A 22,844-nucleotide genomic window follows, 5' to 3' on the forward strand; every position below is an offset into this window, starting at 1 on the left:
TGCCGAGAAACCACAGACAGTTGATTATACGGTCTCGAGGTGCGTCGCCGTCGCCGACGTGTGGCCGCGATTGAACGAGAGGATCTTGATGCGGATCACGTCCGTCGGTTCGCAGTCGGCGGGCACGTCTTCGACGAAGACGACGAAGCCTTCGATCTTACAGACCGCTCGCCGCTCGCCGGAGTGATGGTCGCTGAACTCGCGGATCGCGCTCTCCTCGATATCTCCGATGTCGACTGGCGGGTCGCGCTCCTGTGCATCCGTGTGGCGCTCCCACGATTGGCGTTCGTCCGCGGATCGGCCGCGGAACCGTTTGAATAGCCACGAGCCGATCACGAGCGCGACGACGACGCCACTGCCGAGTACTGCCGGGCCGAGCATACCGGAACCGGAGTCGCCTCGGTCTTCGATGTTCCGGTCTCGGCGGACTCCGCCGACCGACCGTCGTCGATCGCCTACTTCGACGAGCGCTCGTCGCTGGGTACACGGAGTCGACTGGCGACTCGAGGTCGATGCGGTCGGCCTCGGGGTGGATACGTCCTCACCGGCGATCGTTTGCTCCGGTCGGATGTCGGACATGGTCATTCCATTATCCAACGGATCGATCGGATCCGTCGCGGTTCGCATCACAGAAACAGGGTTTTCGGGGACACTGACAGGTCCGTCAGTCCGACGCGAGCTCTACGAGCGCGACGCCGTCTGGAACGCGCTCGAGGACGCTCGCGGGCCAGTCCCGGTGGGCGAGGGTGAACGCGGTCTCCGGGTTCGTCTCGACGAGGCGGGCCACGCCGTCGGCCGCGGCCTCGAGGGCGGCCCGATCGGTCCGGTCCGGCACCTCGGCGGTGAGCGGGTAGCTCCGCGAGAGCGCCCGCGGGAAGGGGCCAAAGGGCGGTTCGACCCGCCAGGAGTCGTCGAACTCGTCGCCGCGGGGTGCGTCGCCTTCGGTGAGCAACAGGGAGTCGGGGACGGCTAGCCGCTCGAGGCGCTGGTGGTGGCGGACGACTTCGGGCCGGCGCGCGCTCTCGTGGGAGGTATAGAAGAACGCGCTTTTCGAGACGGGGTCCGAGCGCTCGAGTTGGTCGGCGTGGTCGAGCAGCGTGCGGTAGCCGTCGAGCATCGTCGGGTGGGCGCGGGCGCGCTGTTCGACGAGTTCCATGAGGTTCCCGGCGCGGATCGCCTGCTTGATCCGGCGGATCTCGGCGAAGGTGACGTGGAGGTTGTGAGCGGCGAGTTCGGTCTCGCGCTCGGCGTCGGGAAGCGCGCGCAACTCGGCCGGCGAGTGCTCGGTACAGACGGCACAGGAGCAAGGGAGGTAGTCGAGGTCGTCGAGAGCCCGGGTGCCCCGAACCGTGAGATAGCGGTCGTCACGGGCGTACAGCGCGTAGGCCGCGGAATCGAACAGGTCACAGCCCATCGCGACGGCGAGCGCGAACATCATGGGGTGGCCGGCACCGAAGAGGTGGACGGGCGCGTCGGCACCCAACCCGCGCTTGGCGGCGGCGACGACGTCGATCATGTCGTCGTAGCGGTAGTCGTTCATCAGCGGGACGACCGCGCCGACCGGGAAGACGTCGAGGTCGGTCCCTTCGGCGTGGTTGCCGGCCCGCTCGCGGAGAGATGGGTAGGTCGAGCCCTGGACAGGTGCGCTGATGAGCATTTCGCCCGTGTCGGCGGCTTCGGCGATCTTGAGGCGGTTCTGTGTGGTCTCGAGGTCGGCTTCGGCGCGCTCGTGGGAGACGTCCGGTGGCGTCGGAATGTCGACGGGCGTGGCGATATCGGAGCCGATCTCGTGTTGGAATTCGAGGATCTCCTCGGTCGTGACGTCGATTTCGCCGTACTCCGAGAGCTGGAACGAACCGGAGTCGGTCATGATCGCGCCCGGGAAATCGAGTAGATCGTGGAGGCCTTCCTCGAGCGCGCGTTCGCGGAGGGTATCGTCCCCGTGGATAATATAGGAGTTCGTAATGAGGATCTCCGCGCCGAACTCGTCGGCGAGTCGGCGAGGACTGATCGTATCCAAATTCGGGTTGATCACCGGCAGCAGTGCCGGGGTTTCGACGGTGGCGTCGGCACGGGGAACGGTGAGTTCCCCGATGCGGCCGCCGGCGTCGGTGTCCCGGACTTCGAAGCACTCGCGCATTGGCCCCGTCTTGGGCCGTCCGACGTAAGTCATGACGGATTTCGACCGGCCGTGGGGCTACGATAGAGTGATCGCGCAGCTGGCAGTAGCCGATAGCAGCGATAAACGCCCCGTTCTGTCCCCTTCGCCGAGTCGGCCCCGGCAGCCACAAGCACGGCATTCGTCCGTCGTGATGAGCGCCATTTCGTGGCACGGAAATACGTTCTTCACGACGGCTGTGATCGTCATCTGTCTCGACAGGTGAACCCAAAATTAGGGACCGTTGCACGGTTTCAACACTCGTTTTCTCCAAGATAATTCCGTAACAGTCGCTTCGTTTTAGCCCGAATTCGAACGTGGGTGAGAGCGCATGGTTTCACGACCGCAGAAAATCGGCGTCGTGTTCGTCGCGCTGCTGGTCGCACTCGCGGGGGGTCCTGCCCTCGCCGGTGCGACAGGCGGCGCTGGCGACGACGCCGGAGACATGAGCGAATCCGAATCGAGCGCGACCCTCGAGAACGTACAGGTCGAGACACTGGAACTCGAGAACGTCACAGTCGAGAACGCGACGATCGAGGAACTGACCGTTGAGGAGTTCGACGCGAACGTCTCGGCGCTCCAGGACGAACTCGAGCGCAACGACACCGAGCCGAACGCTACCGATAACGAGTCCAACGCGAGCGGCGAGAACGTAACCCTCTCGGACATCCAGCTCGAGCAACTCGAGCTCGAGGGGGTCTCCCTCGAAGACCTCGAAGAAGGCGGCCAGGACAACGCGTCGACGGACGACGTGATGAACGCGTCCGAAACCGACGCGAACGACACCGAAACCGACGTTGAAGCCAACGATACGGCCGAGAACGACACCGCGTCGGTAAACGAAAGCGCCAGCGACGAGTCCGTAATCGACGAGAACGCGAGCGAGATCACGGTTCAGAACCTGACAATCGAGACGATGGACGTCGAGACGCTGACCATCGAGGAGCTGACCGCCGGTGAGGACGCCGGCAACGAGTCTTCGATGGCCGACAACGAATCCGCGGACAACGAGAGCGACGATCTCGGAATCTCTGCAGCCGACACCGAAACGGACGGTGACGGACTGTCCGAGGACAACGCGGCCGACACCGAATCGAACGCCACCGAGTCGAACGCAAGCGAGACCGAGTCCCAGGAGATCGAGCAACTCACGATCGAGCAGTTCGACGTCGAGAACGTGACGATCGACTCGATGACCGTCGATTCGGTCGAAGCGGCAGACGAGAGCAGCAACGAGACTGAAACGGAGACCGAAAGCGACGACAACGCAACCGATGAGGGTGGCCTCGAGGTCTCCGACGACGGAGCCAACGAGAGCGAGGCTGACGGGAACGTGACCGACACCGAGTCGGCGGACAACGCGACTGACGAGATGGACACCGAGCACTCCGGCGAGACCATTTCGAACCTCTCCGCGTCCTCGATCACGATCGAGAACGCGACCAGTGACACCCTCACGCTCGGCGACGCGAGCGACCTCGAGGACGTCGAGAGCGACGATGCGATGGCGTCCGGCGACGAAATGAACGAGACGGAGACTGACGAGAACGCAAGCAACGACACAGACACGGAGATCGAGATCACTGAAGACGAGGACACGAACGAGAGCGACGCCTAATCTCCGTTCAGCGGCACGGAACATTCCGTTTTTCTGTGAAATTCACTGCGAACCCCCGTTGTGTCTTCTGTATGCTGGCCTGTTGTCCCACCGTGCTGTACGGCGGCCGTGACCGGGCACAGACGAAGGCGCTTTAGGCGCTGGACCGCTTTTCGTTTCCTAATGAGTAAACCCACGCCCGAAGTATACGAGCAGGGCAAGGGCATGGACGCCCACAATCAAGCGATGCGGGAGATCCGCTCCCGAAAGGAGGCCAGTTACGACCCTCACGAGCCAACCCGCGTCTGGCTCGACGAGGACAACACGCCCGACGGCGTCAAGTCGAGTCTGACGATCATTCTCAACACCGGCGGCTGCCGGTGGGCCCGCGCCGGCGGCTGTACGATGTGTGGCTACGTCGCCGAGAGCGTCGACGGCGGCAGCGTCTCCCACGAGGCCCTGATGGACCAGATCGACGTCTGTCTGGCCCACGAGGCCGAAAACGCCGGTGAGCAGAGCTCACCGAGCAGTCGGACACAGTCCGACGACGCCGACGAAACCGCCGACCTCATCAAGATCTACACCTCCGGCTCGTTCCTCGACGAGCGAGAGGTCAGCGCGGAGAGCCGCCGGGCGATCGCCGACACCTTCGCCGACCGCGACCGGATGGTCGTCGAGTCGCTGCCCGATTTCGTCGATCGCGAGAAGATCGGCGACTTCACCCAGCACGGGCTCGATACGGACATCGCCATCGGCCTCGAGACGGCGACCGACCGGGTGCGCCACGACTGCGTGAACAAGTACTTCGACTTCGCCGACTTCGAGGACGCCTGCGCGGAAGCCGCGGCCGGGGACGAGGCCGCCGGCGACGACGTTTCGGCCGGCATCAAGGCCTACCTCCTGATGAAGCCGCCGTTCCTCACCGAATCCGAGGCCGTCGAAGACATGATCTCCTCGATCGAGCGCTGTGCGGACGTCGCGGGCTGTCACACCGTCTCGATGAACCCGTGTAACGTCCAGCGCTACACGATGGTCGACGACCTCTACTTCAACGACGGCTACCGCCCGCCGTGGCTCTGGTCGGTCGCCCACGTGCTCGAGGAGACTGCGGATGTCGACGCCATCGTCGTTTCGGACCCGGTCGGCCACGGCTCCGACCGCGGCCCGCACAACTGTACGGAGTGTGACGACCTCGTCCAGAAGGCGATCAAGGACTTCGACCTCCGGCAGGATCCCTCGGTCTTCGAGCAGGTCTCCTGTGAGTGCGAACTGACCTGGGAGACCGTCATGGAACGCGAGCGGAGCTTCAACCAGCCGCTGACCCGGTAACGCCGCGCGGCGGAAATCGGGGGTGCGTACTTTACCGTCGGCCGACAACGTCCGCTATGGTACTCCCATCGGTTTCGGACTACTGGAACGAACTCGAGCCCGCGGTGTTGATAGTCGTCGGCTTTCTGCTGTTCGTCTTTCCCGAGCCCGCGACCTCCGCGCTGGGTGCGGGGCTCATGTTACTCGGCGGGAGCTGGTGGTTCTACGAGTGGGGCCGGTAGCGGCAAACTGGCTCAGTCGCCGGTCGCCGTGCCGTCCGACGCGGACTGGATCGACGCCGTGTCGGCGCAAGGAATCTCGAGCGTAACCACTGTTCCGCGGGGCTCGTTGTCGGTAAACGAGAGTTGGCCGCCTGCTTGCGTGACGACCCAGTTGACGAGCCAGAGCCCGATGCCGCTGGCGTGACGGAGTTGTGTGATCTCCCGGTCGCCCTGGAGCAGTTCCCGCTCTTCGTCGGGCATTCCGGGACCGTCGTCGGCGATCGACAGCGTCAGTAACCCGTCGTCGGGCGGGTCACACAGCGTCACGTCGACGGTCGGACACGACCGGTCGCTGTGCTCGACGGCGTTCTCGAGCACCTGAAAGACGGCCGTCTGGAGGTATTCGTCGGCCCGGGCGAAGGCCTCGTCCGGGAGCGAACAACTGATGTCGACATCGGCGGTGCTCTCGAGGCGGGTGACCGCCTGTTCGACGGCGTCGGTGAGATCGATGGGGCCGGCCGCGACCTCGTCGCGGTCGAGAACCCGTTCGACGGCGCGGGTCTTCTCGGCGAGACCGATGAGTTCGTTCGTCCGGCACTGGACGGTCTCGACGTACTCGCGATCCGCGTCGTCGACGGCGTCCGCGAGCATTTCCGCACAGCCGTTGATGATGTTCATGCCGTTGCGAAGATCGTGGCGCAAGACGCGGTTGAGGATCTCGAGGCGCTTCTGTCGCTGCTTTTGGGCGGTGATATCAGTGTAGAGCCCGAAGGCTCGATCGGACGAGCCGTCCGTTGCCATCGGGACGACGCGAAGTCTGAAATCCCGTAGTCCGTCCGCGGTCCGTCGCTTGACTTCCGCCGTGCCGATATCGCCGCGGCTGCCCCGTCGATTGAGCGCCTTGGCTTCGGTCGCCCTGTCGGTCGGAACGATGTACTGATCGAGCGCTGCGCCGGAAAGCTCCGATTCGTCGTAGCCAAAGCACCGTTCGAACGCCGGGTTGACCGCCTCGACGATCGGGCCGTCCTCGAGATGACTGACGCTGACGACGGCGTCGGGGACGTGCTCGAACAGCGCCGCGAACCGGTCGCGTTCGGTCCGCAGCCGCTCTTCGAAGTCGATCCGATCGAGCGCGTCGGTGACGTGAGAGACCAACAGTTCTGCCAGTTCCTCGTCGGCCGCGGTGAACGCGTCGGGTTCCGTCGAGAGGGCCTGAAACACGCCGCGGTTCCCGACCGGCACACTCAGGACCGAGCGACAGCCGTCGATTCTCGGGACCGCGTCGCTCGCGGTGCACTCGTCGACGCGGACGGACCGTTGCGTGCGGTAGGTCTTCCCGGCGACACCCTCGTCGATCGGCCGCCGTTTTTCGAGGGCGGGCTTGAGGCCGACTGATGCGGCTTCCGTGACGAAGGCGTCGTCGCGGACCGTCTCGATGCAACAGACGTCGAAGTCGAGGACGTCTTCGGCCGCTTCGACGGTCACGTCGTAGATCGCCCCGCGGCTGTCGCAGTCGTCGAGCCGGGAGGCGACGCTGTGGAGGCCCTCGATCTTCGCCTTCCGGTCGACTAGTTGCCGCTCCATGCGCTTGCGGTCGCTGATGTCGCGGGCGATGCCGACCGTGCCGTCGATCTCGCCGTCGGCGTACAGCAGCGCCATGTTGACTTCGGCCGGCGTTCGCTCCCCGTCGGGGCCCGTCAGCGTGATTTCGTAGGTCGCGACGCGGCGGTCGTCGTCGGCCGCGAGCTCCCGGGCGTGTCGGCGACCCCGTTCGACGCTCTCGTCGGTCAGAACCAGCGAGGCGTGTTCGCCGAGGAGGTCCTCGCGACTGTAGCCGGTCTTGCCCATCATCGTCTCGTTGACCGTGACGAACCGGCCGTCGGTGTCGAGCTGGTAGACGCAGTCGCCGACCGTCTCGACGACGGTCTTCGTCCGCTCGAGTTCGCGTTCGCGCGCCGCTCGGTCGAGCGCCGCTTCGGCCGTCGTGGCGAGGACGTGGAGCAAGTGGATCTCGGCCTCGTCGAGGTCGTCCGCATCCGCCGATGCGGCCGACAACAGGCCGTGGTCGCCGAGCGGCTGGAGGAGTGCCGTTCCCACGTCGAGACCGGTGTCGTAGGGAATCCGCGACATGTCCTCGACGAGGGTCGGCCCGTCGCCGGTGTAGGCCTCCCAGAGGGCGTCGTCCCCCGGATCGACCGACGAGATGTCGTCGGTGTGTTCGTCGAGCGCCGACGTGACGCCGGCCAACTCGAGCGTCTCGCTGTCCTCGTCGTAGACCCTGATCGCGCCGACCGCCCGATCGATCACGTCCTCGGTCGCTGCCATTACGACGTCGGCGATTTCGTCGGTCGACTCGGCTCGCAGTAGCTCCTGGGTCGTCTCTTGGAGCGCCTCGAGGGCGTTCGCTCGCTTGCGGTCTGCCGTGATGTCCTGTCCGAACGAGAGGACGCTGACGACCTCGCCGTCTTCGACGAGCGGCGTGTTGAACCACTCGCAGGTCATTGTGGTCCCGTCCTTGTCGACGTTGTGGCTCACCTGTCGGGACGACCGCTCGCCGGTCGCCCCGTCGACGAGGCCGTTCCAGTATTCGATGGCGGCCGTTCGCTCCGAGTCCGGGACGAGCAGGTCGAGGGCGGATTCGCACGCGGCCTCGTCGGCGGTGTACCCGAACAGGTCGGTCGCCGCCGGGTTCCAGTTTCGCACCTCGAACGCGAGGTTCCACTCGATGATCGCGAGCGGCGACTGCTCGACGAGCAATGCGAGGCGGTCCGAGGGGTCGTCAGCGGGCTCCGGCGAGCCGGGCTCGGCCGTGCCGACGATCGTTCTCGTGTCAGTGGTCGTCGGTGTGTCTCGCTCCTCGAGCAACGCCTCTAGTCGAGTCACGAGCGGTTCGTGTCCCTGCGAGCGGGGAACGTAGCCGTCTGCTCCGGCGGCGACGATCGCGCCGGCGAGCGCTTCGCTCCCGTCGGCAGGAAAAGCGATGATCGGAATATCGGACCGGCGGTCTCGAATCGTCCGACAGCAGTCGACGGGGTCGGTATCGGGGAGCGAGTCTCCGATCACGACGCAGTCGGCAGTCGAGAGGCAGTCGAGACACGCGTCGGTCGTCCGAACAGTCTCGATCGTCACGCCGCGCTCCGCGAGGGGGCGTTCGAGGGTGGCTCCGGCGTCGGAACCGACGGCGACGACTCGGGTGTCCGGTCCGCTATTCGTGCCCATCCCCTGTATCCAGTTCGACTCCGACGAACGCCGACACTATTACTCTTTGACTCGACTCACGAACTGAGTCGTTCCCGGCGGCTGGTCGGGTGTTTTGCGGAAAACAGCCGGTTGCGGCCCTATACACCGCTTGCTTCCGATTCGAACCCGCGGAGAACCCCCTGACCGTCGGTCGGGCCGATGTCGGGCAGCGTCGCACGCTCCGGGTGTGGCATCAACACCGCGACGGACTCGCGGTCGCCGAGGACGCCGGCGACGTTGTGCTTGGACCCGTTCGGATTCACGTCCGGCCCCGTCTCGCCGTTCTCGTCGCAGTAGCGAAAGAGCACGCGGCCCTCGTCTTCGAGTTCGGCCAATCGGTCGTCGTCGATCTCGTAGCGGCCCTCGCCGTGGGCGATGGGAACCTCGATGACCTCGCCCTCCTCGTAGGCGGCGGTCCACGGGGTATCCGCGCGCTCGACGCGCAGGTAGACGTGTTCACACTGGAAGCGGGCGCTCTCGTTCGTCGTGAACGCACCCTCGGTCAGGCCGGACTCGCAGCCGATCTGTGCGCCGTTACAGACGCCCAGCACCGGCACGCCGTCGGCTGCGGCCTCGCGGACCTCGGCCATGATCGGCGAGCGGGCCGCCATCGCGCCCGCCCGGAGGTAGTCGCCGTAGGAGAACCCGCCGGGGAGGACGACGCCCGTCGTGTCCGCGGGGAGGCCGTCCTCGTGCCAGACGATCTCGGCGTCGATGTCGAGGTGTGCCAGCGCGCGCTCGGCGTCGCGGTCGCAGTTCGAGCCGCCAAAGCGGATGATCGAAACCGTCATCTACCGTTCGGCGACCTCCACGTCGTAGTCGTGGATGGTCGGATTCGCCAGCAGCCGTTCGGCCATCTCGTCGGCGCGCTCGCGGGCGTCGTCCGCGGAATCGGCCTCGAGGTCGACCTCGAAACGGTCGGCCGAGCGCAGTTCCTCGAGTTCGAAGCCCAGTCGCTCGAGGGCCTGCTTCGTCGTCTCGGCCTCGGGATCTAGGACGCCTCGTTTGAGTCGAACCGTCACCGTCGCCGTGTAGGCGGTCATTACCTGATACCCCGTAACCGTGCTCAAAAACGCTTTCGCCTTGGCTGCGTAATACACGTTCGTGGACACCGGCATGGGACTCGGCGGCGAGCCCCGGTTCCCGGCTCGCGTCGGCAGTCGCCTGCGGACCGATCAGGCCACTCGCGCGACGACGATGTCGCCAGTCGCGTGGACGGTGACCGTGTACGCGTCTAACTGAAAGGACACCTGCCCGGTGTTTCGGCTCGCGGCGCTGTTTGCCGGCTCGAAGAGCGCCTCGAGGCTCTCGGGATCGATGCGGTCGTAGAGCCGTTCGACGTCAGTCGGGTCGCTCCCGGAGAGTTCCGCAACCGTCGAGACGATCGTGGTCGTCAGCGAGTCGGTCCCCGCCCAGTCGTGTGAGACGAACGCCGTCTTTCGCTCGCGATCGATTCGTGATCGGCCGTGGTCGTCCGGAGTTACTGTCATTTTTTCACCTATCGGTTGGCGACTGTCACGCAGTGTGACTAAACACTCGTACCACGAACGAGCGTATAAATCCCTGTCAGACATGTTTCATGAAGTTGTACGACAAAATAAACTCGTTTGCGGGACGGGGGCGGGGTCGATTCGGGGCGGCTGTCATACGTCTGCGGGCCGGTCTCTCTCGCGCTCGCGCCATCGCTCGACGGGCACGTCCGCTCTCCGGCCGCCTCCGGACGGAGTGGGGCGGAGTCTCACGGGCCCCTGCGGAAAGCAGGACTTTTAGCCGCCCGCGGACTGCACTCGCTCGTGATGAATCGCTATTCGCTCGAGCGGAGGTGGCAGCGTTGACGACCGACGTAACCGAAATCACGGTAATCGGAGACGACGACACCGGGCTGGTCGCCAACGTGACCAGCCTCCTGTTCGAGCGCGGAATCAACATCGAGGACCTCGATCAGGCGGTCCGCGACGGCGTCTTCCGGATGTACCTCGCCGTCGACACCTCCGAAATGGTCTGTACGGAGGAGACGCTTCGCGAAGACCTCGACGAACTCGGCGACGATCTCGGGCTGGACGTGCAGGTCCGGTTCCCCGCCGACCGCGAGACCCAACAGATCGCCGTCCTCGTCACGAAGGAGAGCCACTGCCTCGAGGCGCTGTTCGAGGCGTGGGCCAACGACGAACTCGGCGCTGACATCGGCGTCGTGATCGGCAACCACGACGACCTCCAGCCGCTGGCCGAGCACTACGACGTGCCCTTCCACGATATCGGCGACGAGGGCGGCCAGCAAAACGAGGACCGACTGCTCGAACTGCTGGGCGAGTACGATGTCGACCTGATCGTCCTCGCGCGGTATATGCGCATTCTGAGCCCGAACGTCGTCTTCCGCTACGAGGACCGGATCATCAACGTCCATCCCTCCCTACTGCCGGCGTTCCCCGGCGCGGAGGCCTACCGACAGGCCGTCGAAGAAGGCGTTCGCGTGGCCGGTGTCACCGCCCACTACGTCACCACCGACCTCGATCAGGGGCCGATCATCACCCAGCGCGCGTTCGACGTCCCCGACGACGCCGACTTGGGCGTGATGAAACGCCGCGGCCAGCCACTCGAGGCCGACGCCCTGCTCGAGGCCGTCCAACTCCACTTAAACGGCGACGTGTCGGTCCACCGCGGCCGGACCTCGGTTCGGGAGAACGGCACGCAGTACCAACTCGGCCTGCCCGAGCAACTCGACGAGTTCACGCCGGACCGGCCGGTCGACGGCATCGGCAGCGCGGTCGCCGAAGACAACTGAGACGGCGGTTTTGCGGTCCGTTTCGGTGACTGCAGCGAGGAACTGGAGCGCCGCTCAGGCTGACGCCGACGACTCCCACTCCTCGAGACAGTCGTCAGTACAGAAGTGCCGGTAGACGGTCGCTCCGTCTTCGACGGTCGTTATGACGCGCTGTTCGGAGGACGGTCCTACGGGGTTACCGCACTGTCGACAGTCGGGTGAGTCGTCCGTCGAATCGGTCATCGTTGGCAGGTAGGCCGAGACCCACTTGAACGAATCCATTGCGGCGTATTCGGCCACGGCCGGCGAATCCGTTCGCCCGGCCGGGTATCTCGGCACGGCGTCGGTCGGTGACGGCGACTCGAGGGAACCGGCCTCGAGCGGGCCATCGTGGCTGCAGCGGATCGGTTCGAGCCGGTACGAGCGGTTCCATGAGCAGTAGCCTTATCGCCGCCACCGCCGTACGGTGGTATGTTATGGCACAGCGAAAAGTCGAACAGGAACTGTTCGTCAATCAATATACGCTCGGCCTCGTCGGTCCCGATCAAGAGTGGGCAGGCACGGTCGCGGACGGCGGCACGATCAGGACGTACACGCCGCCGGGCTGTTGGGGGCCGATGGTCACGCCCGAGTTCCACGGCGGCCACGAGGTCACTCGGCCGATCCGCGTCGAGGGTGCCGAAGTCGGCGACGCCCTGGCGTTACATATCCGGGATGTCGAGGTCACGAGCATGGCGACAAGCACGGGCTCGATGGCCGAACGCGAGGACGCCTTCGGCGACGACCCGTTCGTCGATCACCGCTGTCCGGAGTGTGGCACCGAGTGGCCGGAGACGGTCGTCGAGGGGACCGGCGAGGAGGCGATCAAGTGCGCCGAGTGTGGCGCGAACGCCTCCTCTTTTGGCTTCGAATACGGCTACACCGTCGCCTTCGACGACGACAATACCGTCGGGATCACCCTCGACGAGGACGCCGCCCACGAACTCGCGGAAAACGCCGACGAGGTGATGGACATCCCCGAGAACTCCCGTCAGCACCCTATCCTGCTGTACGAGCCCGGCGAGATGCCCGGCACGCTGGGGCGGCTGCGCCCGTTTATCGGCAACGTCGGGACGACGCCGCCGGTCACGATGCCCGACTCGCACAACGCCGGCGACTTCGGCCAGTACCTCATCGGTGCCGAACACGAGTACGGCGTCGACAGCGAGGCCGACCTCGAGGCCCGGACCGACGGCCACATGGACATCCCGCAAGTCCGGCCGGGTGCGGTCCTCATCTGCCCAGTCAAGGTCGACGGGGCGGGGGTCTACGTCGGTGACTTACACGCGAATCAGGGCGACGGAGAGCTCTCCTTGCACACGACCGACGTGAGCGGTACCGTCACGATGGATGTCGAAGTCATCGAGGACCTCGAGTTGGACGGCCCGGTGCTCCTGCCCGCCGAGGACGATCTGCCGTTTATCAGCAAACCCTACAGCGACGAGGAGCGCGAGGCGGGCCGCGAACTCGGCGCGGAACACGGCGTCGACGTCGAGGACGAGATGGGCCCGATTCAGGTCGTCGGCTCCGGCGCGACGGTCAACGACGCCACGCAGAACGCCTTCGACCGCGCCACGAAACTGCTGGACATGACCGAGGGCGAGGTCCGCTCGCGGTGTACGTTCACCGGCGGCGTCCAGATCGGTCGGCTGCCGGGCGTGGTGCAACTCGACATGCTCGCGCCGATGGCCGTCCTCGAGGACCGGGGGATCGACCACCTCGTGCGCGAGCAGTACGGCCTGTAGGACCGTCCCCGTTTTCACCGCTCCCTCGCAGTGGCGTGCGTATACGCTTCCCGGCGAGCGTTCTGATTTTCCCTCGAGCAGCCATCGACTATCGAGAGCCGCCCTGAACCGCGGGCATCAGCGTCAGCGATGCGTCCGCTGGCACCGTCTCCTCGAGCCCGGCACGCTCGCCGTCGACCGTTACTCTGACGCTCGAGCGCAACTCGTCGCCGTCGTAGAGCTGTGGCTCCGCTCGAGGGTACGCGTCGACCAGAGCCCTGACGGCGTCGGCGACGCTGCCGCCGGGCCACTCGAGCGTGACCGTCTTGTCGCCGGTCGCGCTCCGAAGCGGGCCGTAGACCGTAACTGCCGTTTCCATGCTCGATAGTGGGATCGATCGGACAAGAGCCTATAGTAGCCACTGAAAGTCATTGCACACCTGATCGCACGATTGCGTCGCGATCAGTGTGTAAATCGTTTCAGTGGCTACTATAGCCACTCGCGTTGCGGAGACGAACGACGAGCAAAGAAAACGGGGGACTCAGTCGTCGTTCGGTTCGGCGCTGGCCGCGGCCGACGACACGTCCTGCTGGCCGATCCACGACGAGGAAAACAGCGGTGCGACGGCGAAGCCGACCATCACGAGCATGAACAGGGCGAGCACGGCGCTCGAGACGGCCGCGATCCCGCTGGTGAGACTGAACAGGACGATACTCGTTGCGGCGCCGCTGGCGATAGCAGGGGTCATTTGCGTTCGTTCGACCGTGGTTCGGCCCCCAATATGAGGGTTACTTTCTTCGACACGGGTTGGAAAACGATAGCATAGCCCACGGAACGGCCGGCCCTTTCAAGTCGGGAGACGGGGTTGCAGCCGACGGGAGGCGGTCGAGTCGCCCTAGAGCCGCCGGACCGCACCGATCGCGCTCGAGAGGGGCGGCGCGTCGAAGAACTCTTCGTCGGTGTAGGCGTTGGCACCCGCACAGTACAGGTCGCGTGCGGTCTCGAGGACGTCGTCCTCGAGCGGCTCGGGCTCCTCGTCACAGAGCGATTTCCAGTCGGCGACGTTCTCCCGTTTGGCCTCGGCCTTGGCGGCGTCGACGGCCTGGACCCACTCGGGTTGGGTGCGCTTGTGGTACTGGCGGAGCACTTCCTTCGAGAGCTGGGTGCCCTCGTAGCTAAAGCGGTTCTCGTCGAACGTGCCGACGACGTCGCCGACGCGGATTTCGCCGCCGTAGTAGAGACACTCGATCTTGCCGTCCTCGTGGACCAATCCGGCCGAGTCGGCCTGTTCGGTGACGATCCGGTTGACCTCGCGGGCGAGGGACTCGAGGTCTTCGATGGCGGCGTCGCCGGCGATCGAATCGGCCTCGTCGCGGTCGAGATGGCGATCGCTCTCCTCGTATTTCGTCGTGAACTCGACGATCGGGTCCTCGAGGTCGACGGCCTCGTCGGGCCAGCTATCGAACGCGAGCCCGTGGTCGGCGGGGTCGGTCCGACTGCGCAGGCTCGAGCCGACGGGGACTCGGTTTCGGAAGACGATCTCGAGGGGGATCAGGTAGTTGTCGCCGGCCGCGTCGTGGTAGCTGTCGTAGTCGTACTCGCGGCCCTCGTTGGGGAGGTCCGGTACCTGCGTGAGATCGATGGCCATCTCCCACGGCGGGTGGGAGGCGTCTTCGAGCGGGATGACATCGCCGTTCTCGACGACCCCGCGGTAGTGGGTGGGGACGCCCTCGGCCTCGAGCAGTTCGAAGTTGAACGCGCCCATCGTACAGAGGCTCGCGCCCTTCTGTGGGATCTGGTCGGGCATCTTCCCCCAGTCGAACACCGAGTAGTCGTCGGTGAAGACGAACGAGCCGCGACCGAGGTCGGCGGCGGTCGCTTTTTCCTCGATGCGGAACTCCTTGACGCTCGTCATTCGAGACACCCCAGGCCGTGTCCGCTCCCGCAGTTCATATCTCAGTTGCCGTGGTCGGCCCCTAAGAAGGTTTCAGTATCGCGCGGGCGACCGCCGATCGGCGACGCGAGAGTGGTGACTCACGCGCAGGTTGTCGGGTTCGGCCGCTCTCTCAGTCGTCCTCGACGGTCGCGAGCAATTCTTCGGCAGCCTGCTGCAACGACCCCTCGAGCCCGTCTTCGACGAGGTTGCGAAGCGTCGAATCACACTGGGGCGTCGCGATCGCCTCGAGGGCCTGCCGGCGATACCCGTCGGCCAAGTTCTCCCGGCGGGCGAGCGCCGCGAGTTCGTCGCACTCGTTTGCCGTCTTCAGTTCGCGAATCGCACCGGTTCGCCGTGCGTCGTCGGCTTCCTCGTCGAGGGCGAGGTCGATGCACTCCGCCGGCGTCCGTGAACTCATGCGTAAACCTTCGCCTCCCGCGCGGATAGATTCGGGACCTGCGAACGCCGACTCTCTCAAAACTGGCTATCCGCTGGAGACGCCGGGGTGGACCGACGATTCCTGATCCATCATGCTTTTCTCGCTGTACGGGTATCGTTACGTCGATGGAGCGACCGGTGACCGAGGCCGACCTCACGTTCGATCACGTTCCCGAGACCGACCAGTCCTTCGAGAACGCACTGGCAAAGGCACGCGACGGCGAGCGACTCGCGGTCGACGACGCGATCGAGTTACTCACTACGGGGACCGAGAGTGAGGGAATAGACCGGAAACGCAAGGAGCGAGTCCTCGAGGCGGCCGACCGCCGCCGCGCCGAGCAGGTCGGCGAGGAGGTCACCTTCATCGCGAACCTGAACAACAACGTCACGACGGCCTGTAACGTGGGCTGTCTCTTTTGTAACTTCAAGGACGCCGCCCACACCTTCGAGAGCGAGACGGAGATCGAGACGGCCGGCTTCACGAAGACGCCCGCGGAGTCCCGCGAGATCGTCTCCAATGCGGTCGACCGGGGGATCTACGAGGTTACCTCGGTCTCCGGTCTCCACCCCGCGTTCGGACTCGACGAGGACCACCGAACGATCCTCGACGACCACCCGAACCCGAAGGCAGTCAACTACAAGCCCCCCGAACGGTACGACACCAGCCCCGGCACCTACACGGACCAGATTTCGGCGATGAACGTCGACGGCGTCCACGTCCACTCGATGACGCCCGAAGAGGCCTATCACGCCCGTCGGGGCACCGACTGGTCCTACGAGGAGGTCTACCGGCGGCTCAAAGACGCCGGACTCGACACCGTTCCCGGAACCGCAGCGGAGATCCTCGTCGAGGAAGTCCGCGAAGTCATCTGCCCCGGCAAGATCAGTACGGAGGGCTGGCTCGAGGCCATGGAGGCCGCCGCGAACGTCGGTCTGGGGATGACCGCGACGATCATGTACGGGCACGTCGAGAACGAGGCCCACCGTGCACTGCACCTAAAACGGATTCGGGACCTCCAGGACCGAACCGGCAACATCACCGAGTTCGTCCCGCTCTCCTTCGTCCACCAGAACACGCCGCTTTTCGAACACGATGTCGTCTCGAGCGGCCCGAGCATCGACGAGGACGAACTGCTGATCGCCGTCTCGCGGCTGTTCCTCGACAATATCGAGCACATTCAGTCCTCGTGGGTCAAGTACGGCGACGAGCAGGGACTGAAGATGCTCTCGTGTGGGGCCGACGACTACATGGGGACGATCCTCTCCGAGGAGATCACCAAACGCGCCGGCGGCGGCTTCGGCGAGTTCCGCTCGTTCGAGGACTACGCCGAGATGATCGCCTCGATCGGCCGTGTTCCCGTCGAACGCTCGACCGACTACGAGCAGCGCCGGGTCATCGACCCCGACGACCCGCCCTTCGGTCCCCGACTCGGCCCAAAGGCCGACGGCACGCCGCTGTTGACGCGCGAAGAGCGCGAGGCGCGGGCGCTTCCGGCCGACGACTGATCGGTCGTCGGCCGGCGTGGCCAGCCGCCAGTTTCCCGCGGCTCTTCTCGGCGCACGTATCACGCGTCGAGTATCTCAACGGGACCGCAAGAGCCTATTTTACGCGCAGCAAGCGACGGTCGCGTATGATCGAAGCGTACGTGATGATCATGACCGCGGCCGGAACGTCCCGCTCGATGCTCCCTGCGATTCGAGAGCTCGAGCACACCACGCGGGCGAACATCGTCGCCGGCGAGTTCGACGTCATCGCCACCGTCGAGGCGGAGTCGCCGCAGGCGCTACTCAGGATCGTCACGGACGACATCCACTCGCTCGAGGGGGTCGGACAAACGCGAACCGCTATTATTCTCGAGTGACACCCGGATCACTCGTTACTCAGTCGCGACCGAGTCGACTTCGCCATCCGCCTTCGGCGAAACGGGTTCCGTCTCGCCGATATCGACACCGACGGCCCGCACCGGCGCGCCGTCGCCCACGAGCGCCAGCGGATACGCCCGGAGTTCGAACCGATCCCCGACCGACTCGAGGTTCGTCAGGTTCTCGAGGATCAACCGTTCGTCGCCGAGCAGCGTGTGGTGGGCCTGAAACCCCTCGGGTTCGTCTTTGCCGGCGTGTTCCGTCGGGGTCGGATCGGGATTGAGCGCGTCCACGGCCACGTCGAGTCCCCGTTCGACGCACGCCTCTGCCGCCGCCGGCGAGAGGTACGGATGCTCGAGGTACTGATCCGTCCCCCAGTGGGTGTCCCAGCCCGTCTGGAACGCGGCCAGATCGGCGTCACTGTCCGGTACCCGCGACGCGGGGATCGGCTCCCGGGCCTCGAGATCACGGCAATCGATTCGGACCGCGTCGAAGGCGAACAGCTCGAGCGGGAACGCCTCGAGGGTCTTCCCGTCGGGTTCGGTGTGGGCGGGTGCGTCGACGTGGGTCCCGGTGTGGCTGCCACACTCCAGCGCGTCGACGCGGACGCCGTGGTCTGCGTGGGTTGCGTGCGGTCGGACGGCGACGGCGGGGTCGTCCGGGTACGTTTGCATCCCGGTCTCGATCGGGTGGCTTAGATCGACGTGCATACGCGATATCCGTCGGCGGAGGCGGATAACGCTGTGTGCTCTCGAGTCGCCGCGCTCGCTCGAGAGCCGTTCTCGGAACTCCCTGTGACCGTGATTTATATCGACGCTCGATAATGCATGCGTATGCGACTCAAAGGCAAGACAGCATTTATCACGGGTGCGGGATCGGGCCTCGGCCGGGAAGCAGCCGAGCGGTTCGCCCGCGAGGGCGCAACGATCATCGCGGCCGATGTCGATCTCGAGGGGGCCGCGGAGACGATCGAGCTGGTCGAGGACGTGGGACAGGACGGTACCGCGCTCGAGTTGGACGTCCGCGACGCCGACGCGGTCCACGCGGCCGTCGACGAAGCGGTCTCGGAGTTTGGCCTCGATATCATGCTGAACAATGCGGGCGTGAGCCACGAGCGTTCGAAAATCGAGGAGATCGATGAGGGCGAGCGCGATCGGGTCATGGACGTGAACGTCACGGGCGTCTGGAACGGCTGTCACGCCGTGATTCCCCACTTCAAGGAGCAGGGCTCGGGCGCGATCGTCAACACGGCGTCGCTGGCAGGGGTCATCGGCGCGCCGCAACTGGGTGCGTACTCGCTATCGAAAGGCGCGGTCGTCAACTTCACGCGGACCGTCGCGGCGGAAGTCGGCCCGGCCGGCGTCCGGGCGAACGCGGTCTGTCCGGGCGTGACCGACACTGCGATGCCCCGGAAGAACCGCACCGAAGAGGAGTGGGAGGCGACCAAAGCGGAGATGGCCCGCCACTATCCGCTCAAGCGGCTGGGCGAGCCCGAGGACATCGCCAACGCGATGTTGTTCCTGGCCAGCGACGAGGCCGATTGGATCACCGGGCAGGCGCTGGTCGTCGACGGCGGCTTCTCCTGTACATAGCTTCATACGGTCTGCTGTACGTCATTTCCGGTGCGACCGCGATACGGCCTGCGGTCGCACCGGTACATCGGTACAGCAGACCGTATCACTCGAGGGGAAGCGTTTCGGAACCGGCGATCGAACGGCCGCTATGGCCACCGACGAATCCTACGTGCGACAGGCGATCGATCTCGCGGAATCGGCGGTCGAACACGGTAACACGCCCTTCGGCTCCCTGCTCGTCGTCGACGACGAGGTCGTCCGGACTGCGGAGAACACGACCCTCACCGACGACGATATCGCCGCCCATCCGGAGTTCGAACTGGCGCGGTGGGCCGCAAGCGAACTCGAGCCCGGCGAGCGCGCGGCCTGTACGATGTACACCAGCACCGAACCGTGTCCAATGTGTGCGAGCGCGATCGTCTATGCGGGGCTTGGACGGGTTGTTTACAGCGTCTCAGTGGATTCGCTCGCCGACGTGCGCGACGACGGCGTGATCGAAATCCCCTGCGAGGAAGTGGTCGACCGGGCGAACGGGTCGACGAGCGTGGACGGGCCGGTCCTCGAGGACGAGGGGCTCGCGGTCCACGAGGAATACTTCTAGTTGAGTCTTCGGAAACAGAGATTTCGGCGGCCTCGGCCGACTGTACTGCCGTTCGGTTAGTCGGCAGTCGCTGCCGTCTCGTCCCGGAGCACGGACCGGTAGCGCCGACCGGCCGACCCGTCTTCGCTGAGCGCGTCCCGAATCGTCGGCGAGATCCACTCCCGGTTGCCGTCCGCGCCGTCGGCGAGGACGCCGTCGAATCCGGTCGTCCGCAGCTTCGTGGGGAGGAACCGCTCGTAGACGGGCAGCCGTTCCCCGAGTGGCACGCCCGCGTAGGCGGCGATCTCCTCGAGTTCGCGTAGTGCGGGCCATTTGTATTCGGGGTTGATGTGGTCGTCGGTGACCGGCGAGACGCCGCCCAGATCGTCGACGCCGCAGTCGATCAGGTCCTTCGCGGGGGCGAGGTTCGGCGGGACCTGCACGGAGACCTCCTCGGGGAGCGCGACGCGGGCCATCGCCGTCACCTGCCGCATCGTCGCGAGGTCAGGCGAGCCGTCCGACCAGCGCTCGTTGTCCATCACCGGCTGGACGATCACTTCCTGGATGTGGTCGTAGCGTTCGTGTAACTCGCGGATCGCCAGCAGGCTCTCCGCGCGGTCGCGCCAGTTCTCGCCGATCCCGACCAGAATTCCGGTCGTGAAGGCCACGTCAAGCTCGCCCGCGTTTTTCAGGGTGCGCAGCCGCTGACCGGGCACCTTGCGCCGCGGCCCGGCGTGTGCGCCCACTTCCGCAGTCGTCTCGAGCATCACACCCATGCTGGCGTTAACGTCCGCGACGGCCGCCATCTGTTCGCGGGTCTGGTCGCCCGGGTTCGCGTGGGGGAGCAGCCCCTCCTCTAAGGCGACCTCGCAGGCCTCCCGCAGGTAGGTGTGGATCGAGTCGTGACCCCACTCCTCGAGTTGCGCGTGGATCTCGGTGTAGCGCTCGTCGGGGTCGTCGCCGAAGGTAAACAGCGCCTCCGTACAGCCGGCGTCGGCCCCGCGCCGGCAGATCTCGCGGACCTCCTCGAGCGAGAGCAGTTCGGCCTGTCCGGGCGGATCGAAGTAAGTACAGTAGGTACAGGTATAGCGACAGGCCGTGGTGAGCGGGATGAAGACGTTTCGGGAAAACGTCAGTGACGGCGGTGCCTCGACGTCGTTCGGACTGGCCGCTAACAGCTCCTCGACGGCCCCGTCATCGACCGCGATATCGACGCCGTACTCGCTCGCCCCGGGAAACATTACCTCTGGATGTCGTCGCTCGGCACATAAGGCCTTCCTTCGCCGCGGTCGCCTCGAGTGCGATCGGTCACTTCGTCGCCCGGTCCTCGTTCCGAGCGATGCCGGCCCGGCCGTTCCGATCGTCGAGTTGGAACCCCAGCTCGCGGAGCCGAGCGGGGGCGCGGTCGCCCTCGCGGCCGTGAACGAGCACTTCCACGAGGTCCGCCGGTTCGTCGATATCGGTCGCCAGCCGAAAGGAGTCGACCGTCTCGAGGCTGGCCCCGACCTCGCGAGCGATCTCGCAGTGATCGAGATACGAGGTGCCGTGGTAGTCCACGCGGAACTCGGGGTGGCGGACGACAAGCGCGTTCGTCCCGCCGCCTCGGCCGGGTGCGATCGCGATGTCTGCCGACGCGGACAGGAGTCGCTCGAGCGCGTCGGGGGTCGCCAGCGCGAGGTCGGCCATGACGACGGCGACGGGGTCAGAGTCGCGGTCGGGAGCGGCAGTCCCGTCGTCGCTTTCGCGGTCTCCCTCGTCCCCGGTGGTCTCCAGCACCGGCAGCCGCGCGTTGACCGCGTCGGTCAGCGCCCGGTCGTCGACCGTGATCGATGTCGACGCGGCGACCTCACTCGAGAGGTCGAGATCCGCGAGTGCGAGCGGCGCAGTCGAGACGACCGTCGGCTCGTGGCCAGCGTCGACGATCGCACGCAGGACGTCCGCGAGCATGGCGCGGGCGATGGTCGATCGCTCCGCCGGCGTGAGCGCTGACTCGAGGCGAGTCTTGGGTGTCTCGGCGGCGAACGGGACCACGACGCGCATCTGAATCTGGTTGCGATAGTCCGGGCGCGCTCAAAAACACGTCGGAGTGTCACCGACTCCCCACAGGCAGGCGTCTGTACGGTCTCGTGCCCCCCGACACGAGTGCGACCGCTCGCGATGTCGAATACCGAAAGCCCGACGGCTTAGAACAGCGGCTCGAGTTCGTCCTCGTCGTCTTCGACGAGTTCCTCGAGGTTCTCTTCGCTCTCCTGCTGGATGTCGTCGATGTTGTCCTGTGCCTCGATGGCCACCTGCTGTAGGCGCTTGATCCGTGGGACGTTCGTCACGCCGGAGAGCAAGATCGCTGCGGACACTTCGGGCTCCTCTCGCGGGAAGTCGCCACCGCGAACTTCCATGCTTCCCGTTTCCTCCTCGAGCCACTTGCGGCCGCGTTCGATGCCTTTCCGGTTGAGATACTCCGAGGGACCGGAGAGCACGAGCAGGGCGCGCTCGGTGCCTTCGATCTCGCAGGGGAGCGTGAGCCGGCCGAGCGCGGCCTTGCGGACGAGGCTCGTGATGCGGTTGGTCGTGTTCGCGGCGTCGAGATCGTCGTCCGAGCCGCCGTCGTCGCCGGTAAACCGCGAGAGGAGGCCGCCGCCGGAGTTGAGTTCGACCTCCTCGCTTGCAAAGCCGACGGTCGAGACGCCGCCGCCCGAAAGCGTGTTGATGATCTCGCTCGAGTCGACGACGCTCTCGGCGACTTCCTGTCCGTCGCCGACTTCGCCGGCACCGAAGAGGATGCCGAATCGGCGGACGATCTCCTCGTTGATCTGCTCGTAGCCGCCCTCGACGGACTCGCCGGTCTGTCGCCAGGAGTCGTTGTCGAAGACGAGCAGGTTGTCGACCTCGCGGACGAACGTCTGGAACGATCGCGCCGCGTTGAGCGTGTAGATCCCGCCTTCGTCCGTGCCCGGCAGGACGCCGAGCCCGTAGACGGGGATCGTGTAGATTCGCTTGAGGTGTTTCGCGAGGACCGGCGCGCCGCCGGATCCAGTGCCGCCGCCCATCCCGGAGACGATCAGGAAGGCGTCGACCTCGTGGGTTGGGATCTGGTCGATGGCGTTTTGGACCTCGTCGATGTCCTCCTCGGCGACTTCCGCGCCGAGTTCGTTGTCAGCACCCACGCCGTGGCCCTTTACCCGGGCCTGGCCGATGAGTACGCGGTTCTCCTGTGGAATATTGTCGAGACCGATGAGGTCCGCTTTCGCGGAGTTGACGGCAATTGCCGCGCGGACGATTCCGCTGCCCGTCCGATCGTCGTAATCGAGGAATCGATCGACGATTTTGCCACCGGCCTGTCCGAATCCGATCATCGCCAGCTTCATTATTTGTCAGGGGGCTCCGTTGAATTGGTAACAGTGCGAT

24 protein-coding genes are annotated in these 22,844 nt (G+C 65.7%); 9 read left to right on the forward strand and 15 right to left on the reverse strand.

The features are described 5' to 3' along the window. Positions 1-24: 24 nt before the first annotated feature. Together ACJYUO_RS01315 and tgtA are read right to left on the reverse strand one after the other, a co-directional pair. Positions 25-381: a TRAM domain-containing protein gene (locus tag ACJYUO_RS01315; protein ID WP_494343613.1), complete on the reverse strand. Its 357-nt coding sequence runs from the start codon at positions 379-381 to the stop codon at positions 25-27. A gap of 283 nt (positions 382-664) precedes the next feature. Beyond that, complete coding sequence (gene tgtA, locus ACJYUO_RS01320; protein WP_494343614.1) at positions 665-2,140, reverse strand: tRNA guanosine(15) transglycosylase TgtA; 1,476 nt, start codon at positions 2,138-2,140, stop codon at positions 665-667. A gap of 349 nt (positions 2,141-2,489) precedes the next feature. Between tgtA and ACJYUO_RS01325 the strand changes: the two genes are divergently transcribed. From ACJYUO_RS01325 to ACJYUO_RS01335, 3 genes are all read left to right on the forward strand, one after another. Further along, entirely contained in the window at positions 2,490-3,776 is a 1,287-nt protein-coding gene (locus ACJYUO_RS01325; RefSeq protein WP_494343615.1) for a midas domain-containing protein, read from the forward strand. A gap of 162 nt (positions 3,777-3,938) precedes the next feature. Further along, on the forward strand, positions 3,939-5,084 hold the full coding sequence (locus ACJYUO_RS01330; protein ID WP_494343616.1) for an archaeosine biosynthesis radical SAM protein RaSEA: 1,146 nt from the start codon (positions 3,939-3,941) through the stop codon (positions 5,082-5,084). A 56-nt stretch (positions 5,085-5,140) separates the two neighbouring features. Continuing rightward, positions 5,141-5,305, forward strand: coding sequence for a hypothetical protein (locus ACJYUO_RS01335; protein WP_494343617.1), 165 nt, complete (start codon positions 5,141-5,143; stop codon positions 5,303-5,305). Positions 5,306-5,317: 12 nt separating this feature from the next. Here the strand turns inward: ACJYUO_RS01335 and ACJYUO_RS01340 are convergent, their stop codons facing one another. From ACJYUO_RS01340 to ACJYUO_RS01355, 4 genes are all read right to left on the reverse strand, one after another. Beyond that, complete coding sequence (locus ACJYUO_RS01340; protein WP_494343618.1) at positions 5,318-8,503, reverse strand: PAS domain S-box protein; 3,186 nt, start codon at positions 8,501-8,503, stop codon at positions 5,318-5,320. Positions 8,504-8,622: 119 nt separating this feature from the next. Next, positions 8,623-9,315 (reverse strand): phosphoribosylformylglycinamidine synthase I, encoded by a 693-nt coding sequence (purQ, locus tag ACJYUO_RS01345; RefSeq protein WP_494343619.1) that lies wholly within the window; start codon positions 9,313-9,315, stop codon positions 8,623-8,625. Continuing rightward, positions 9,316-9,567 carry a phosphoribosylformylglycinamidine synthase subunit PurS gene (gene purS / locus ACJYUO_RS01350; protein WP_006429291.1) on the reverse strand — a complete coding sequence of 84 codons (252 nt, stop codon included), beginning with the start codon at positions 9,565-9,567 and terminating at the stop codon, positions 9,316-9,318. A 132-nt stretch (positions 9,568-9,699) separates the two neighbouring features. Next, positions 9,700-10,014 (reverse strand): HalOD1 output domain-containing protein, encoded by a 315-nt coding sequence (locus ACJYUO_RS01355; RefSeq protein ID WP_494343620.1) that lies wholly within the window; start codon positions 10,012-10,014, stop codon positions 9,700-9,702. A gap of 341 nt (positions 10,015-10,355) precedes the next feature. Here ACJYUO_RS01355 and ACJYUO_RS01360 point away from each other — a divergent pair, with 341 nt between their 5' ends. Beyond that, on the forward strand, positions 10,356-11,306 hold the full coding sequence (locus tag ACJYUO_RS01360; RefSeq protein ID WP_494343621.1) for a formyltetrahydrofolate deformylase: 951 nt from the start codon (positions 10,356-10,358) through the stop codon (positions 11,304-11,306). Positions 11,307-11,360: 54 nt separating this feature from the next. On the opposite strand, the gene ACJYUO_RS01365 is transcribed toward ACJYUO_RS01360, so the two are convergent. Next, positions 11,361-11,528: a DUF7576 family protein gene (locus ACJYUO_RS01365; RefSeq protein ID WP_494344419.1), complete on the reverse strand. Its 168-nt coding sequence runs from the start codon at positions 11,526-11,528 to the stop codon at positions 11,361-11,363. 233 nt (positions 11,529-11,761) lie between these two features. On the opposite strand from ACJYUO_RS01365, the gene ACJYUO_RS01370 reads away from it, so the two are divergent. Further along, positions 11,762-13,069 (forward strand): acetamidase/formamidase family protein, encoded by a 1,308-nt coding sequence (locus ACJYUO_RS01370; RefSeq protein ID WP_494343622.1) that lies wholly within the window; start codon positions 11,762-11,764, stop codon positions 13,067-13,069. A gap of 88 nt (positions 13,070-13,157) precedes the next feature. Here the strand turns inward: ACJYUO_RS01370 and ACJYUO_RS01375 are convergent, their stop codons facing one another. From ACJYUO_RS01375 to ACJYUO_RS01390, 4 genes are all read right to left on the reverse strand, one after another. Beyond that, entirely contained in the window at positions 13,158-13,427 is a 270-nt protein-coding gene (locus ACJYUO_RS01375) for a MoaD/ThiS family protein (RefSeq protein WP_494343623.1), read from the reverse strand. Between the two features lie 162 nt (positions 13,428-13,589). Then, on the reverse strand, positions 13,590-13,796 hold the full coding sequence (locus tag ACJYUO_RS01380) for a hypothetical protein (RefSeq protein ID WP_494343624.1): 207 nt from the start codon (positions 13,794-13,796) through the stop codon (positions 13,590-13,592). A 147-nt stretch (positions 13,797-13,943) separates the two neighbouring features. After that, positions 13,944-14,963, reverse strand: a complete 1,020-nt coding sequence (locus ACJYUO_RS01385) for a phosphoribosylaminoimidazolesuccinocarboxamide synthase (RefSeq protein WP_494343625.1) — start codon at positions 14,961-14,963, stop codon at positions 13,944-13,946. 151 nt (positions 14,964-15,114) lie between these two features. Then, on the reverse strand, positions 15,115-15,402 hold the full coding sequence (locus tag ACJYUO_RS01390; protein ID WP_494343626.1) for a hypothetical protein: 288 nt from the start codon (positions 15,400-15,402) through the stop codon (positions 15,115-15,117). A gap of 146 nt (positions 15,403-15,548) precedes the next feature. Here ACJYUO_RS01390 and cofH point away from each other — a divergent pair, with 146 nt between their 5' ends. Further along, positions 15,549-16,928 carry a 7,8-didemethyl-8-hydroxy-5-deazariboflavin synthase subunit CofH gene (gene cofH / locus ACJYUO_RS01395; protein ID WP_494343627.1) on the forward strand — a complete coding sequence of 460 codons (1,380 nt, stop codon included), beginning with the start codon at positions 15,549-15,551 and terminating at the stop codon, positions 16,926-16,928. Between the two features lie 125 nt (positions 16,929-17,053). Next, positions 17,054-17,284, forward strand: a complete 231-nt coding sequence (locus ACJYUO_RS01400) for an Lrp/AsnC ligand binding domain-containing protein (RefSeq protein ID WP_494343628.1) — start codon at positions 17,054-17,056, stop codon at positions 17,282-17,284. A 15-nt stretch (positions 17,285-17,299) separates the two neighbouring features. Here ACJYUO_RS01400 and ACJYUO_RS01405 read toward each other — a convergent pair whose 3' ends face one another. Continuing rightward, on the reverse strand, positions 17,300-17,995 hold the full coding sequence (locus ACJYUO_RS01405; RefSeq protein WP_494343629.1) for a cyclase family protein: 696 nt from the start codon (positions 17,993-17,995) through the stop codon (positions 17,300-17,302). A 123-nt stretch (positions 17,996-18,118) separates the two neighbouring features. Between ACJYUO_RS01405 and ACJYUO_RS01410 the strand changes: the two genes are divergently transcribed. Continuing rightward, positions 18,119-18,877: an SDR family NAD(P)-dependent oxidoreductase gene (locus ACJYUO_RS01410; protein WP_494343630.1), complete on the forward strand. Its 759-nt coding sequence runs from the start codon at positions 18,119-18,121 to the stop codon at positions 18,875-18,877. A 130-nt stretch (positions 18,878-19,007) separates the two neighbouring features. After that, entirely contained in the window at positions 19,008-19,460 is a 453-nt protein-coding gene (locus tag ACJYUO_RS01415) for a nucleoside deaminase (RefSeq protein WP_494343631.1), read from the forward strand. Between the two features lie 56 nt (positions 19,461-19,516). Here the strand turns inward: ACJYUO_RS01415 and cofG are convergent, their stop codons facing one another. The 3 genes from cofG to ACJYUO_RS01430 form a co-directional block, all read right to left on the reverse strand. After that, positions 19,517-20,680, reverse strand: a complete 1,164-nt coding sequence (cofG, locus tag ACJYUO_RS01420) for a 7,8-didemethyl-8-hydroxy-5-deazariboflavin synthase subunit CofG (RefSeq protein ID WP_494343632.1) — start codon at positions 20,678-20,680, stop codon at positions 19,517-19,519. 67 nt (positions 20,681-20,747) lie between these two features. After that, positions 20,748-21,479: a 2-phospho-L-lactate guanylyltransferase gene (gene cofC, locus ACJYUO_RS01425; protein ID WP_494343633.1), complete on the reverse strand. Its 732-nt coding sequence runs from the start codon at positions 21,477-21,479 to the stop codon at positions 20,748-20,750. Between the two features lie 143 nt (positions 21,480-21,622). Then, on the reverse strand, positions 21,623-22,804 hold the full coding sequence (locus tag ACJYUO_RS01430; RefSeq protein WP_494343634.1) for a tubulin/FtsZ family protein: 1,182 nt from the start codon (positions 22,802-22,804) through the stop codon (positions 21,623-21,625). Positions 22,805-22,844: the final 40 nt, after the last annotated feature.

It is taken from the genome of Natrinema sp. CRL1 (genome assembly GCF_059162405.1).

Coding starts and splice junctions, on each gene's coding strand:
- ACJYUO_RS01335 (WP_494343617.1), top strand. CDS start 5,141: ATGGTACTCCCATCGGTTTCGGACTACTGGAACGAACTCGAGCCCGCG.
- ACJYUO_RS01375 (WP_494343623.1), bottom strand. CDS start 13,427: ATGGAAACGGCAGTTACGGTCTACGGCCCGCTTCGGAGCGCGACCGGC.
- ACJYUO_RS01370 (WP_494343622.1), top strand. CDS start 11,762: ATGGCACAGCGAAAAGTCGAACAGGAACTGTTCGTCAATCAATATACG.
- cofG (WP_494343632.1), bottom strand. CDS start 20,680: ATGTTTCCCGGGGCGAGCGAGTACGGCGTCGATATCGCGGTCGATGAC.
- ACJYUO_RS01330 (WP_494343616.1), top strand. CDS start 3,939: ATGAGTAAACCCACGCCCGAAGTATACGAGCAGGGCAAGGGCATGGAC.
- ACJYUO_RS01385 (WP_494343625.1), bottom strand. CDS start 14,963: ATGACGAGCGTCAAGGAGTTCCGCATCGAGGAAAAAGCGACCGCCGCC.
- tgtA (WP_494343614.1), bottom strand. CDS start 2,140: ATGCGCGAGTGCTTCGAAGTCCGGGACACCGACGCCGGCGGCCGCATC.
- ACJYUO_RS01340 (WP_494343618.1), bottom strand. CDS start 8,503: ATGGGCACGAATAGCGGACCGGACACCCGAGTCGTCGCCGTCGGTTCC.
- ACJYUO_RS01325 (WP_494343615.1), top strand. CDS start 2,490: ATGGTTTCACGACCGCAGAAAATCGGCGTCGTGTTCGTCGCGCTGCTG.
- purQ (WP_494343619.1), bottom strand. CDS start 9,315: ATGACGGTTTCGATCATCCGCTTTGGCGGCTCGAACTGCGACCGCGAC.
- ACJYUO_RS01355 (WP_494343620.1), bottom strand. CDS start 10,014: ATGACAGTAACTCCGGACGACCACGGCCGATCACGAATCGATCGCGAG.
- ACJYUO_RS01315 (WP_494343613.1), bottom strand. CDS start 381: ATGCTCGGCCCGGCAGTACTCGGCAGTGGCGTCGTCGTCGCGCTCGTG.
- purS (WP_006429291.1), bottom strand. CDS start 9,567: ATGACCGCCTACACGGCGACGGTGACGGTTCGACTCAAACGAGGCGTC.
- ACJYUO_RS01410 (WP_494343630.1), top strand. CDS start 18,119: ATGCGACTCAAAGGCAAGACAGCATTTATCACGGGTGCGGGATCGGGC.
- ACJYUO_RS01415 (WP_494343631.1), top strand. CDS start 19,008: ATGGCCACCGACGAATCCTACGTGCGACAGGCGATCGATCTCGCGGAA.
- ACJYUO_RS01430 (WP_494343634.1), bottom strand. CDS start 22,804: ATGAAGCTGGCGATGATCGGATTCGGACAGGCCGGTGGCAAAATCGTC.
- ACJYUO_RS01405 (WP_494343629.1), bottom strand. CDS start 17,995: ATGCACGTCGATCTAAGCCACCCGATCGAGACCGGGATGCAAACGTAC.
- ACJYUO_RS01400 (WP_494343628.1), top strand. CDS start 17,054: ATGATCGAAGCGTACGTGATGATCATGACCGCGGCCGGAACGTCCCGC.
- ACJYUO_RS01365 (WP_494344419.1), bottom strand. CDS start 11,528: ATGACCGATTCGACGGACGACTCACCCGACTGTCGACAGTGCGGTAAC.
- cofC (WP_494343633.1), bottom strand. CDS start 21,479: ATGCGCGTCGTGGTCCCGTTCGCCGCCGAGACACCCAAGACTCGCCTC.
- cofH (WP_494343627.1), top strand. CDS start 15,549: ATGGAGCGACCGGTGACCGAGGCCGACCTCACGTTCGATCACGTTCCC.
- ACJYUO_RS01390 (WP_494343626.1), bottom strand. CDS start 15,402: ATGAGTTCACGGACGCCGGCGGAGTGCATCGACCTCGCCCTCGACGAG.
- ACJYUO_RS01380 (WP_494343624.1), bottom strand. CDS start 13,796: ATGACCCCTGCTATCGCCAGCGGCGCCGCAACGAGTATCGTCCTGTTC.